The sequence below is a fragment of the Paraburkholderia sp. BL6665CI2N2 genome (genome assembly GCF_004366535.1).
GTDB lineage: Bacteria > Pseudomonadota > Gammaproteobacteria > Burkholderiales > Burkholderiaceae > Paraburkholderia.
In genome coordinates this window covers 267,033-280,280 of sequence record NZ_SORC01000001.1, presented here as the reverse complement: position 1 = coordinate 280,280, position 13,248 = coordinate 267,033, and the positions used below count along the sequence as shown (strand labels likewise).

12 protein-coding genes are annotated in these 13,248 nt (G+C 61.0%); 10 read left to right on the top strand and 2 right to left on the bottom strand.

The genetic code is table 11. The annotated features are described in order from the left end of the window. Positions 1-57: 57 nt before the first annotated feature. A complete protein-coding gene (gene oxlT, locus B0G81_RS01240) occupies positions 58-1,389 on the bottom strand; it encodes an oxalate/formate MFS antiporter (protein ID WP_134132731.1) in 1,332 nt (443 codons plus the stop codon). Positions 1,390-1,853: 464 nt separating this feature from the next. On the opposite strand from oxlT, the gene B0G81_RS01235 reads away from it, so the two are divergent. The 5 genes from B0G81_RS01235 (at position 1,854) to B0G81_RS01210 (ending at position 6,686) form a co-directional block, all read left to right on the top strand. After that, entirely contained in the window at positions 1,854-2,243 is a 390-nt protein-coding gene (locus B0G81_RS01235) for a hypothetical protein (RefSeq protein ID WP_134142962.1), read from the top strand. A gap of 341 nt (positions 2,244-2,584) precedes the next feature. Beyond that, complete coding sequence (locus B0G81_RS01230) at positions 2,585-3,169, top strand: hypothetical protein (RefSeq protein ID WP_134132728.1); 585 nt, start codon at positions 2,585-2,587, stop codon at positions 3,167-3,169. 538 nt (positions 3,170-3,707) lie between these two features. Then, the gene (locus B0G81_RS01220) at positions 3,708-4,730 is read left to right on the top strand and encodes an SGNH/GDSL hydrolase family protein (RefSeq protein ID WP_134132721.1); all 1,023 of its coding nucleotides are present in this window, start codon (positions 3,708-3,710) and stop codon (positions 4,728-4,730) included. A gap of 176 nt (positions 4,731-4,906) precedes the next feature. Beyond that, positions 4,907-5,623, top strand: a complete 717-nt coding sequence (locus B0G81_RS01215) for a glutathione S-transferase C-terminal domain-containing protein (RefSeq protein WP_134132718.1) — start codon at positions 4,907-4,909, stop codon at positions 5,621-5,623. Between the two features lie 103 nt (positions 5,624-5,726). After that, on the top strand, positions 5,727-6,686 hold the full coding sequence (locus B0G81_RS01210; protein ID WP_243856333.1) for an alpha/beta hydrolase: 960 nt from the start codon (positions 5,727-5,729) through the stop codon (positions 6,684-6,686). Between the two features lie 64 nt (positions 6,687-6,750). On the opposite strand, the gene B0G81_RS01205 is transcribed toward B0G81_RS01210, so the two are convergent. Then, positions 6,751-8,649, bottom strand: coding sequence for a S9 family peptidase (locus B0G81_RS01205; protein WP_134132714.1), 1,899 nt, complete (start codon positions 8,647-8,649; stop codon positions 6,751-6,753). A gap of 361 nt (positions 8,650-9,010) precedes the next feature. Here B0G81_RS01205 and B0G81_RS01200 point away from each other — a divergent pair, with 361 nt between their 5' ends. The 5 genes from B0G81_RS01200 to B0G81_RS01180 are packed head-to-tail and all read left to right on the top strand — an operon-like array spanning position 9,011 to position 13,165. Then, positions 9,011-10,117 carry an ABC transporter ATP-binding protein gene (locus tag B0G81_RS01200; RefSeq protein ID WP_134132708.1) on the top strand — a complete coding sequence of 369 codons (1,107 nt, stop codon included), beginning with the start codon at positions 9,011-9,013 and terminating at the stop codon, positions 10,115-10,117. After that, positions 10,104-11,192, top strand: a complete 1,089-nt coding sequence (locus B0G81_RS01195) for an ABC transporter ATP-binding protein (RefSeq protein ID WP_134132703.1) — start codon at positions 10,104-10,106, stop codon at positions 11,190-11,192. The genes B0G81_RS01200 and B0G81_RS01195 overlap by 14 nt, the downstream gene beginning before the upstream one ends. After that, entirely contained in the window at positions 11,189-12,085 is an 897-nt protein-coding gene (locus B0G81_RS01190; protein WP_116122400.1) for a sugar ABC transporter permease, read from the top strand. Before B0G81_RS01195 ends, B0G81_RS01190 begins: the two co-directional genes overlap by 4 nt. Further along, a complete protein-coding gene (locus tag B0G81_RS01185) occupies positions 12,075-12,884 on the top strand; it encodes a carbohydrate ABC transporter permease (protein WP_134132701.1) in 810 nt (269 codons plus the stop codon). The genes B0G81_RS01190 and B0G81_RS01185 overlap by 11 nt, the downstream gene beginning before the upstream one ends. Continuing rightward, a complete protein-coding gene (locus tag B0G81_RS01180) occupies positions 12,884-13,165 on the top strand; it encodes a DUF2160 domain-containing protein (RefSeq protein WP_116122398.1) in 282 nt (93 codons plus the stop codon). The genes B0G81_RS01185 and B0G81_RS01180 overlap by 1 nt, the downstream gene beginning before the upstream one ends. Positions 13,166-13,248 lie beyond the last annotated feature (83 nt).

The following is a 13,248-nucleotide window of genomic DNA, read 5'->3' as shown; positions in this document are numbered from 1 at the left end:
CTCCTTGTTGGCGGGGCGTAGTGTGGTGTTTCGTGAGCGGGGCGCTCACGTGGTCAGTCAATCAGGCGAGCCGCCGGACGACGGCTGCAGCCGTGCTTCGGCGATAACGACGCTGGCCGGCGCGCCTGAGTTTTCGATCCAGCGCTTTCTCATGGGGGCGAGGATGAATTTCGCGGACACGGCTGCCGCGATCGACACCACGGCGGCCGAGATGAACACCGTGCTCCATCCGCCGTTCGCCGACAGCACCGATGCCAGCGGCACCAGCATCGACGCGGTGCCCTTCGCGGTGTACAGCGTTCCCGCGTTTGCGGCGGCGTATTTGCTGCCGAACGTATCGGCGCAGGTGGCCGGGAAGATGGAGAAGATTTCGCCCCAGCACAGGAACACGGCAGCCGCGAAGAACATGAAGGCGTACGGGTTGTGGCCGAACTGCATGAGTCCCAGCAGCGCGACGCCTTCGCCGAGAAAGATCATGAACATCGTGTTTTCCCGGCCGATGCGATCCGACAGAAAGCCGCACAAGGGACGGGTGAAACCGTTGCACAGGTTGTCGATGGACAGTGTCATCGTGAGGAGCGGCAGCGTGATGCCCATCAGATTCACGGGCAGCTTGGCAAAGCCGTATTCCTTCGCAATCGGCCCGAGCTGCGCGGTCGCGATGATGCCGCCGGCTGCGACGAACACGAACATCAGATACAGCACCCAGAAGAGCGGCGAACGGATCATCTCGCCCGGCGTGTAGTCGATCTTGCTGGCAACGATGCGTTTGGCGGCGACAGCGTTGGCGGGCGGCTTCGACCGAATCAGCATGGTGGCGAGCAGCAGAATGCAGACGCCCTGGAAAATGCCGAAGAACATGAAGGTGTGCTGGTAGCCCGAGCGTTGGATCATGTCGGCAATCGGGATCACGGTGACGGCCGCGCCGGCGCCGAAACCCGCCGCGGTCAAACCCGCCGCGAGACCGCGCTTATCCGGAAACCATTTGAGCGCCGTGCCCACACAGGTGCCGTACACGCAGCCCGCGCCGATCCCGGCAATGACTGCCGCGGTGTACAACTCGGCAAGACTGCTTGCATGGGCGTCGATGATCCAGCCGAGCGCCGCGCACAGCGAGCCGCCAATGACAACGGGACGCGGCCCGAACTTGTCGACGAGCCAGCCTTCGACCGGCACGAGCCAGGTTTCGGTGACGATGAAGATCGTGAACGCTGTCTGGATCGCCGCTTGTCCCCAGTGGTGCGCGTTGTCCATTGGTACGACGAACAGCGTCCACGCATATTGCAGATTCGCGACGAGTCCCATGCACACAATGCCGATCGCGAGTTGCACCCAGCGGTGATGCGTGAATGCAGTGCGGCCTCTTTCCGATGCGCTGGAATGTCCCATGTCTCCGTCTCCTGTATATTCCGTCGCGCTCAAATGGCGCGTTGGACTTACGTGATCGAACCGCTTCATCGCCGTTTTATTTGCGGCAGCGAGGCGCCAATGGTCGGCCAGAGGGAGCTGCACTAACGAAAACCCTTACCCGTTGAGCGTAAAACCGGCGAGTGAGAGGCGATGAGTCGTGCAGCGCGTCTGAGTGGATGCTGCGCGAGAACAGCAATAAGGAAAAGTTAAAACATTTTATGGTTTGCATTCGGCATTCCTAATGGATGCGCTGCCGCCCTTGCCCATGGCTCAATTGACGGCGATGGCTCGCTGTCCAAGGTGCTCAGATCTCGATGCTGTGGCTACTTGGGGTAAACCAATATATAGACAAAGCACTATCGTTTTTCGAAAAAACTTTAACTATTGTTTATTTATGCGCTCTTCTACTCTTCGTTCATGCCACCTGCCTGACGGAGACGACCATGAACCCCTCGCAATTCGACGCTGGCGACAGCGCGCACCATGCTGAAATCCAGGCGCAACTGTGCGCCTATAACGCCGCTTTCGATGAACTCGGCCTGCGCTTTCGTTGGGATACGCAGACGCTGGCGTTGCTGGCCATGATCGACGGCGAACAGGCGCAGATCGCCGCGTATATCGAAGCACATCATGCGCACTTGTTGAAAGCGTATAGCGCGGAGTTCTTGAGTCAGGCCATTCTTGAGAAGAAGCGTGCGCGTTACCCGGCGCCGCTGCCGAGGCGTGTGGAAAGCGTGCCGCGTCAGAGTCGCGTGGGTCATCAGCCAGAGATGAGCAACTGGCGCGAACGCGTTTTGTACGAGTTGGAACTGCCGGCGCTGGCCGGGGTATAGATGCGGCGCAGTAGTTTCGGAAGATGGCGCGGGCGGCGTGACAGTCGTCCGGCGCATTGGCATAAGCCTGATAGCGTCCTATAGCGCGATCGATTGGTCAATAGAGAGGTGTGCTCTGTTGATCATTAGCCATTCCCATCAGATACTCGAAGCAACGTCCCTGCGCTCGCAAGATCATGGCCACGCTGGCGATGCGAGCAGACGGCTTCTTCGCCTCCGCGTGCGGTTCATGCGTGGGACGGTTTAAAAAGTCGAGCGGGGCCGCCGTATTCTGATAGATGGCGTGCCCGCAAGTCCCGCAAATGGCGGGCATGGCACGCGCGAGACTGAGGAGGCCCGAAATGGCGCATGCGGATCTGGCGATACTTGGAGGCGTCGGGATTCTCGCGCTGGCCTGCCTGCTCGTGTGCGGTATTTACCTGTACTGGAGCAGCGACAGATACCGCCACCGGCAGCAGCGCCTGGAGACGCAAATCAGCGCAACGCAGGCGGCGGAGCAGAACGACGAACAGTTTTCGGAACCGGGGGCAACCATGGGCACGCAACTGAGTCAGCGCTGCAAAACTTCGCTGTATCGGGCGGTGGTCAACAACGCGCACGGCGAAAGCATCGTGTTCTTGCTTGCCGGCAGCCGTGACGATGCACGCAAGCGGGCGGCCGGCGCACTGGCCGCTATCCACGGCACCGCGGCCGACAATGTGTCTCTCTCCAACCTGGCCTCGTTCGGCGAACTGGTCGACGTTGGTGTCAGCGAGGACGAGGAACTGCGGATATTCGAAATGGCCTGGAAAGGTGCGGATGTCAGCGCCTGGGCCGAACACCCGCTTTTCCTGACCGATGATCCCAGCTTGACAGGGAAGTGGGCCGAACTCTACGCGGATCTTGCGCGGGAGTTGGCTGTCAGCGCAATCGACCGGGCTCGCTAACGACCGGAGCGGGCGGCGCGGACGCCGTCGCCGGCGCCACGCATTGCCGTGCAAGGACATCGGTCGGATCGACCAGACTGACGCGCACGACGGTCGTGCCTACGAAGCTCTTCGTCGGCAACAGAAGCGGCAACTCCCGTTCCGAATTCCGCCGCGCGCGAGAAGCTTTGATAGTGGGAAAGTGCGAGGAAGTCTTCGATCCACATGATTTCCATTTCGGATCCGTTTTGCGCGTGGCAGGAGCGCGTGTTTTGAAGTGAATGCGTGATTCTACGCAGGCGAAATGCGCCCGACACGTCATGAGGGGCGTGCCGCAACCGGACGCCGGATTGATACGGAATCCTTCGATTGACGGCGGCCATATGCGCTGCAATGCATCGCGTCGCTCGCCATTCTCGAAAGTGTGCATGACCTCACAGCAGCGTCATCCGCGATAGCGCACGCTTATTGCTTGAAGAGTGTGCTTATCGGGAGAGCGCGACCGGCGATAAAGCCGCAATGTCGCAACGGCTCTCGGGCCAGCCAGGGAGACGTTGCGATGCGAGGAATAAATGACACGGTACGCGCTGCAATTTTTGCAGTAGCGCTGTCACTACTTACCGCGTGCGGCGGCCACGGTGGCGACTCGAATAATAGCGGTAGCCCCGCCACACCGGCCGGCGGCATCAATCTGCAAATCGTCTCGTTCGGCGACAGCCTTTCCGACGTCGGAACCTACGCGCCGCTTGCAAGCGCGGTTGGCGGCGGCCGTTTCACGACGAATCCCGGGCAGGTGTGGACTCAGGATGTCGCGCAGTATTACGGCGACACGCTAAAGGCGGCCTATACGATCGACGTCACGCATAAACTCAGTGCGCAAGGCGGCTTGGGCTATGCGGAAGGCGGTGCTACCGTTGCGACCCCGGCCAATCAGTCCGATTTTCTGACCGCGGTGATCGGCAACGTCGAGATGCCGGTCAATCAGCAGGTGTCCAGCTATCTCTCGGCGCATGGCAGTTTCAACGCCAATCAACTGGTGCTCGTCTGGGCCGGCGCGAACGATGTGCTTCGCGCCGGGCAGTTGCCGGCCGCGGCGCCGACCGTGCAGACGGCGGCGAACACGCTGGCTCAGGTCATCGGGCAGATCGTCCAGAACGGCGGCGCGCACGTCGTGGTGGTCAATCTTCCAAATGTCGGGCTCTCGCCGACCGGCCTTGCCTCATCCGATGGCGGGGCTAACCTGAGCCAGCTATCGCAATTGTTTAACGATACGCTGAACACCGCGTTGCAGACCGCAGGTGTGCAGGCAAAAGTCATCCAGGTCGATGCCTATACGTGGCTGAACGGGATCATCACCAACTTTCAGGCCAATGGCTTTGCCGTGTCGAACACCGGCCAGGCCTGCGACCCCAAGAAGACACCCGACAACACGGCCTTGCTGTGCTCGCCGCCAACCTACGTGACCAGCAACGCGGACCAGACGTACATGTTCGCCGACGACCTTCATCCGACCACGCATCTGCATTCACTGTTTGCCCAGTTCGTCGAGCAGCAAATCGCCAGGAGCGGCCTGGGTCACTGAGAGACGCTGTACAGCGCATGGCGAAAAACCGTTTATGCCGATGTACCGTCATCGCACGCCAATCACATGACGGTCGACCGGGAGTCGAGTAAGCTTGAGCGCATCGCATCCGCTCACTTCCGCACTCCGTAGTAGCGACTCTTCGCAGAGTGACGGCCCCTGGCGAGGAGTCCCTCATGCTGACGCTTTATTCCTATCCCGACCTGTTTGGCGTCGCCGACAACAATCCTTTTGGTCTCAAGGTATTCGCGTTCATGCGTCTCTGCGGGATGGACTTCGAGCATCGGCAGATCCTCGATACGAGCCTCGCACCGCGCGGACAGTTGCCATATCTGGTCGATGGCGAAGAAACGATCGGCGATAGCGACGGGATCATCGCCCATTTGAAGCGTCGGTACGACCTACGCATTGACCACGCGCTTTCGCCGGGACAATTGAATCTCGACTTCCTGGTCCGAAGGACGCTCGACGACCTGTACTGGCCGATGAGCTTTTCACGTTGGCGCGACGACCGCTTCTGGCCGTCTTTCCGCGACGCCATTCTCGCCACACACGCAGACGTGAGCGCAAGCGACCTCGAAGCCGCGCGCGAATACAACCGGCTGCGCTATCACTACCAAGGCATTGGCCGCTATGAGCCGGAGCAGGTCTATGCGAGAGGTATCGACGATTTGCGTGTCGTGGCGGATCTGCTCGGCAACGACGGATTTGTTTTCGGGCCCGAGCCGACAACCGTCGACGCGGCGATCTACGGCTTTGTCGCCAACATCTATTTCTACCGGATCGACACGCCGTTGAAGCAGTACGTGCTCTCGCGTCCGGCGCTGGTTCGCCATTGCGAGGCCATTCATGAGCGGGTTAACATCGAGGCGCGCGCACGCGTATCCCCTTAAGGTGAGCGAATGGGCAGCTCGGCAAAATGATCCATCAGGGCTGCTTGATTCGCCGGAGCCCGGCGTTGCTCGTCACGCTAAATTGAATCTAATGGAGCCGACCTTGCACGAACTTCGCCTCGAGACGCTGCAAGTCGGCGCATTGCGCATGCGTGTGGCCACCCAGGGCAGCGGCCCGCTCGTGCTGCTATGTCATGGCTTTCCGGAGTCCTGGTACTCCTGGCGACATCAGTTGGCGGCGCTCGCCGCCGCGGGCTTCCGCGCCGTCGCACCCGATATGCGCGGCTATGGCGGCACCGACGCACCGCCCGACGCGGACTCGTACACGATGCTGCATCTCGTCGGCGATATGGTCGAACTCGTCAACGTGCTCGGTGAAAGCGAGGCTGTGATCGTCGGCCACGATTGGGGCGCGCCGGTCGCCTGGAACTCGGCGATGTTGCGGCCCGATCTGTTCCGTGCCGTTGTCGGCATGAGCGTGCCGTTTCATCCGCCTGCACGGGAGGATTTGCTTACTGCGCTGGATCGGCAAGGAATACGAACATTCTATATGCAGTACTTCCAGACGCCCGGTGTAGCCGAGCGCGAGTTCGAGGCGGATCCCGAAGCCGCAATTCGACGCATCACCTTCAGCATGTCGGGCGATGGGCCCGAACGCGTCGTGGCCGGAATATTGGCACCCGGCGCAGGTTTTCTCGACAACACGCTCGACCCCGAGACGCTGCCAGCCTGGCTCACCAGCGAAGAGATCGCCTATGTGGCGGGCGAGTTCGCGCGCACGGGTTTCAGAGGCGGACTCAACTGGTATCGCGGTATTCGACGCTCGTCGGAACTCATGGCTGCGTGGCGAGGGGCCGTGATCCGGCAGCCTTCGATGTTCGTGGCCGGCACGAGAGACGACGTTCTCAAGTTTCCGGGCTCGCGGGCGCGTATCGAGAATCTGGCACGCGTGCTACCCGGATTGCGTGGCTGCCATATTCTCGACGGCGCGGGTCATTGGATTCAGCGCGAACGCTCAACCGAAGTAAGCGACTTGCTAGTCGCGTTCCTGAGAGGCCTATAAACTGGCACGGCGAGCCGGCGCGAGTTTGCGCCGACCGCCGTCCCATGCGGAATCTGTCGGCCCGCTACGCCGCTGAACGGCCGCCTAGATGTTGCGCGAGAAAGACCTCCATCGCCTCGTAGAATTCGAACTGGTTTTCTTCGTTGTGGAAGCCGTGTCCTTCGTTGTCTTTGAGCATGTACTTGACGTCGATCCCACGTTCACGCAGGGCGTTCACGATCTGGTCGCTTTCGGCTTGCTTGACTCGCGGATCGTTGGCGCCTTGCGCGACGAATAACGGCGTCACGATCCGATCCACGAAGAATAGCGGCGACGCATCGTGCAGCGCCTGCTTGCCCGTTTCGGTTTGCGGGTTGCCGATCATCTCGTACATCATGTCGAGCATCGGCTTCCAATACGGCGGCAACGATTCGAGCAACGTGAACAGATTCGAAACGCCGACATAGTCGACCGCTGCCGCATAGCGCGTGGGAGTGAATGCGACGCCGGCGAGCACCGCGTAACCTCCGTAGCTCGCGCCGTAGATGCCCACGCGCGCTGGGTCGGCCAGACCTTGCGCGACGAGCCAGTCGATCCCGTCGTCGATGTCGTCCTGCATCGACTTGCCCCACTGACCGAAGCTCGCCTCCCAGAACGCGCGTCCATAGCCCGTCGATCCGCGGAAGTTCAACTGCAAGACGGCATACCCGCGATTGGCGAGCAGTTGCACTTCGGGGTTGAATCCCCATGAATCGCGCGCCCAAGGTCCTCCGTGCGGATTGACGATCAACGGGAGCGGGCGCTCCGGCTTTTGTCCGAGTGCGACGCCCGCAGGCAACGTCAGATAGCCGTTGATCCGCAACCCGTCGCGCGCGACGAAGCTGATCGGTTCCATTCGCGCCATGTCCGCGGCGTCGAGCCAGGGCATCAGATCACAGAGCCGCGACAGATGACGGCTGGCGATATCGTACGTCCAGATCGAGCCCGGCGACAGGTCGCTCGAAGCGTGGACGATCGCGCGCGACTCGTCGCGCGTGATGCTTGTGATCGCGATCTCCTGGCCGGGCAACTGACGAGCCAGATCTTCGTGGATCGAACGCGCCCACTCGTCGAAGAAGTGCCGATGCAAACGGTCATCCACATACCACGCGGCGGTCAATACGCGCCGATGTTGCGAAAAGGTCATGCCGCCCACGTCCACGTGTTCGGTTTCGAACAGCAGCTCGCCCTCCTGCGCGGTTTGCGGGTCGAACTCGAAGATAGCCGTCTTGTCGCGGCCTCGATTGGAGAGCACGTACAAGCGCTGATCGTCGAAGGTAAAGAACAGCGGCGACACCGTTTCACGAAAGTCCGCCGTGAGGATCGGGCGGAACGGTTCGGTTTCGGTATCGCGGTAGAGCAAGGTCGTGTTGACGCCGTCCGAGGCCGTCGCGACACGCAGGTTCCCAGCGTGATCGGTCATCCAGCCCAGGATGTTGCCGGGGTTTTCAGCGATCGGAGTGAAGGCGCCCGTAACGACGTCGACGCGAAACACGTCGAACACCTGCGGATCGCGCCGGTTCATCTGAATCAGGATATGGCGGTCGTCGTCTCTGAGATCGTCGACGATGCTCGCCTTGACGCCGTCGAACGGCGTCAGGTCGACCGGTTCGCCGCCATGGATCGGCACGGACAACACGTGATAGTTTTCGTCGCCGCCAAAGTCCTTGACGAACAGTATGCGGTCGTTTCCTTTCCACGTGTGGCCCGGAACGTCGCGTTCGGTTTCGTTGGTCAAAGCCCGCGCGTCCCCTGACGGCGAGCCGTCGGGGCCGACTTCCTGAACGAAGATGTTCTGGCGGCCCGCGTGCCGGGTCAAGAACGAGAGATGCCGGCCATCCGGCGAAATCGTGAACTGGTGTTTTTCGGGCCTGCGGAAAAAGTCGCGTACCGAGTAGAGCTTGACGGTCCGGTCAGCGGCTTCTTTATCGTTGACAGCACTCATGCGGTCCTCCTCAAAAGCCCCATTTGACCACGCGCGTCAAACCTGCGTCCTATCCGCGCGGCGCGAACAGGCTATTCGTCGGTCGGATTGCCATTCTGTTACGCTGACAACCAGATTACGATTGATGCAAAGTAAAACACTCAACGAAAGCAATCGTTATCAATGCGGTAAGCGTCAATAAAATTCATTGTCGACCGATTGTATGGTTAACACCAATTTAAACGTAAACGAACAAAAAGGAACATCGAACCCGTTGTTTTGATTTCCTTTCAGAAAAAAGGGGTGCGCTTCGCCGTCCGCCCCAAGTTGGACCAGAAGGCACCCGCAGTACCGGAGACGCACTAGAACAAAGGAGAGCGATTTGGTCTTGGAACTGGAGCGGGTGACGGTCGTTTCGGGCGCCCACACGGACCTGTACGGCGTCGATCTGCGGCTTGTCCCCGGCGCGATCAACGTGCTGCTCGGACCGACGCAAGCCGGCAAGACCACCCTGATGCGCGTGATGGCCGGACTCGACCGCCCGGCTTCCGGCCGGGTGCTGGCCGACGGCAACGACGTGACCGGCGTCAGCGTGAGGCAACGCAACCTCGCGATGGTCTACCAGCAGTTCATCAACTATCCCGCCATGACGGTGTTCGACAACATTGCGTCGCCGCTGCAGCTGCAAAAGACGCCCGCCGACGAAGTCAAACGGCGCGTCCACGAAGTCGCCGCCAAACTCCATATCGATCACCTGCTACAACGGCGTCCGGGCGAACTGTCCGGCGGCCAGCAGCAGCGTTGCGCGCTGGCGCGGGCGCTGGTCAAGCGCTCGTCGCTGGTCTTGCTGGACGAACCGCTCGTCAATCTCGACTACAAGCTGCGCGAGGAATTGCGCGTGGAACTGGCGACGCTGTTCGCGGACGGCAAAACCACCGTCGTCTACGCGACGACCGAACCGCTTGAAGCGCTTCTGCTCGGCGGCTATACGGCGATCGTCGACAAGGGGCGCGTGCTGCAGCACGGACCGACGCTCGATGTGTACAACGCGCCGGCCAATATCGACGTCGCGGCCGTCTTCAACGACCCGCCGATGAACATGCTCGCCAGCGATCTCACCGCCGACGGCACCGCACGCCTGCCAATCGGTATCGACGTGCCGCTCGGGCGAGCCAGCGTGCGGGCTGTCAGCGCGAACGAAACGGTCCGCATCGGCGTCCGTCCCGGCCATCTGCGACTCGCGCCGCGAACGCCGCGCTCCGTTGCCGTGCCGTGCCGGCTCGAACTGGCCGAACTGAGCGGCTCCGAAACCTACTTGCATCTGCATACGCGGCAAGGCGGCATCGATCTGGTGGCGCAACTGCAAGGCGTGCATCAGATCGATCTGGGTACCGAACTCGACGTGTACATCGACCCCGACGAATTGTTCGTGTTCGGCGCGGACACGACGCTGGTGTCTGGCCCGGAGGCCGCTCATGGCGCGCATTGAGTTCCAGAATCTCGCGCACGCGTATGCACCCAACCCGGCCACGCTCGACGACTACGCGTTGCAACCAATGAGCATGGTCTGGGAAGACGGTGGCGCGTATGCGTTGCTCGGGCCGTCCGGTTGCGGCAAGTCCACGCTGCTCAACATCGTGTCCGGACTGGTGACGCCCTCGGAGGGCAAGGTGTTGTTCGACGGCAGCGACATCACGGCGCAGAGCCCGCGCGAGCGCAACATTGCGCAAGTGTTCCAGTTCCCGGTGATCTACGACACGATGAGCGTGTTCGACAACCTCGCGTTCCCGCTGCGCAACCGGAAAATGTCGGCGCATGACGTCAAACAGCGTGTTCACGAAGTGGCGGAAATTCTCGACATGACGCGTGAATTGCCGCGCAAGGCGAACAATCTGTCGGCGGATGCCAAGCAGAAAATCTCGCTTGGGCGCGGCCTCGTGCGCAAGGACGTTGCCGCGATCCTGTTCGATGAACCTTTGACCGTTATCGATCCGCATATGAAGTGGATCCTGCGTCGTCAGTTGAAAAAGATTCATCAGCAACTGAAGCTGACGTTGATCTACGTGACGCACGATCAGGTCGAGGCGCTGACCTTCGCGGATGAAGTCGTCGTGATGACGAACGGCCGCGTCGTGCAGAAAGGCGATCCGGGTGCGCTGTTCTTGCGGCCCGATCATGCGTTTGTCGGCTATTTCATCGGCAGTCCGGGGATGAATCTCTGTCCGGTCGAACTGAACGCCGACGGCATCAGGATCGGCACGCAGCACTTGCAACTCGACCCGCCTACGCTCGATACGCTGAAGCACGCCAACGGCAGGCTGACGCTCGGCATTCGCCCAGAGTTCGTGCGCCTCGCGAGCGACGGTGAAGCCGGCGCGGTGAAAGCGCACCTGCTGCGTGTGCAGCAACTCGGCAACTACCAACTGGTTACGGCGCAGTGCGATGGCCACGTCTTCAGGGCAAAAGTCGAACCGCATCTGCGTGTCGATGAAGGGGCGGTCTGGTTGAAACTCGCCACGCCGGAAACCGTGTTCTTCAGCAACGACGAAAGGATCACGCGATGAGCAAGCCCGTCAACCAGAAGGCGTGGCTGCTGGTCGTGCCGGTGTTCATCTGCGTCGCGTTTTCCGCCATCTTGCCGCTCATGACGGTGGTCAATTATTCGGTGCAGGACATTATCAGCCCGACGCAACATGTGTTCGTCGGCACCGAGTGGTTTCGCGCCATCATCAACGACGACGACCTGCGCGGCGCGCTTGGACGGCAGATCATCTTCTCCGCCTGCGTGCTGCTGTTCGAGATCCCGCTCGGCGTCGGTCTTGCACTCGCAATGCCCGCGTCCGGCTGGCGTGCGTCGGCTTCGCTGGTGGTGCTGGCCATGCCGCTGCTGATTCCATGGAATGTGGTCGGTACGATCTGGCAGATTTTCGGGCGTCCGGATATCGGCCTGCTCGGTTATGCACTCAATCACGCGGGCATCGAATATAACTACACGGCCAGTCCCGCCGCCGCGTGGATCACGGTGCTCGTGATGGACATCTGGCATTGGACTCCGCTCGTCGCGCTGCTCTGCTATGCCGGCTTGCGCGCGATTCCCGACGCGTTCTATCAGGCCGCCGAAATCGACGGCGCGAGCCGCTTCGCCGTATTCCGTTATATCGAGCTGCCGAAGATGCGCGGCGTGTTGATGATCGCCGTGCTGCTGCGCTTCATGGACAGCTTCATGATCTACACCGAGCCGTTCGTGCTGACGGGCGGCGGCCCTGGCGATTCGACCACGTTCCTGTCGCAGTACCTGACGCAGAAAGCGGTCGGCCAATTCGACCTCGGCCCGGCAGCGGCGTTTTCGCTGATCTACTTCCTGATCATCCTGTTGCTGTGTTTCATTCTGTACAACTGGATGGAGCGCGTGGGCAAAGGCGGCCCTGCAACGCTGGGAGACGACCATGCGCAATAACCGCTGGATGCGCGTGGTCGTGTTGACGGTGTACATCCTGTTCGCGCTGATTCCGCTCTACTGGATGCTGTCGATCTCGCTGCGCACGAACGAGGAGACAATGTCCGCGTTCGCGATCTGGCCGCATCACGTGACCTTCGACAACTACAAGGTCATCTTCACCGACCCGTCGTGGTACTGGGGCTATATCAATTCGATCATCTACGTGCTGATGAATACGGTGATGTCGGTACTGGTCGCGCTGCCTGCCGCGTATGCGTTCTCGCGCTATCGCTTTCTCGGCGACAAGCACATGTTCTTCTGGCTGCTCACCAACCGGATGACGCCGCCCGCCGTGTTCCTGCTGCCGTTCTTCCAGCTGTATTCGAGCGTGGGCTTGATGGACACGTATATCGCGGTCGCGCTCGCGCACATGCTGTTCAACGTGCCGCTGGCGGTGTGGATTCTCGAAGGCTTTATGTCGGGCGTGCCGCGTGAAATCGACGAAACCGCCTATATCGACGGCTATACGTTCCCGGCATTCTTCATCAAGATTTTCCTGCCGCTGATCAAGTCGGGCGTGGGCGTGACCGCGTTCTTCTGCTTCATGTTCAGCTGGGTCGAACTCCTGCTCGCGCGCACGCTCACCACCGTCAACGCCAAGCCGATTGCCGCGGTGATGACGCGCACGGTATCGGCGGCGGGGATGGATTGGGGCGTGCTGTCGGCGGCGGGCGTGCTGACCATCGTGCCCGGTGCGCTCGTCATCTATTTCGTGCGGAACTACATCGCGAAGGGCTTTGCGATGGGGAGAGTCTGATGCTCACGTGGATGTATTGGACACCGGAAGTGGCGATCTTCTTCGGCTGCATTGTGGTGATGCTGGCGGGCATGACCGTGTGGGAAATCCGCTCGCCCACCGCCGAACGCAAAGGCTTCCTGCCGATCGGCACCACACGCGGCGACCGGCTTTTTATCGGACTGCTGATTGCGGCGTATATCAATCTCGCGTGGATTGGCATCAGCGCGGAACGCGCGAGCGCATGGCCCGGTTTTGCGGCGTCGATGCTCGTGCTGCTGATCGTCATGTGGAAAGGATGAACAGCATTGCGTCCTGAAGGTTTGCGTATCTGGACAGACCGGTTCCGTTGATGCCCCCGGGCGGACCTCGGCAGTTGATCCAA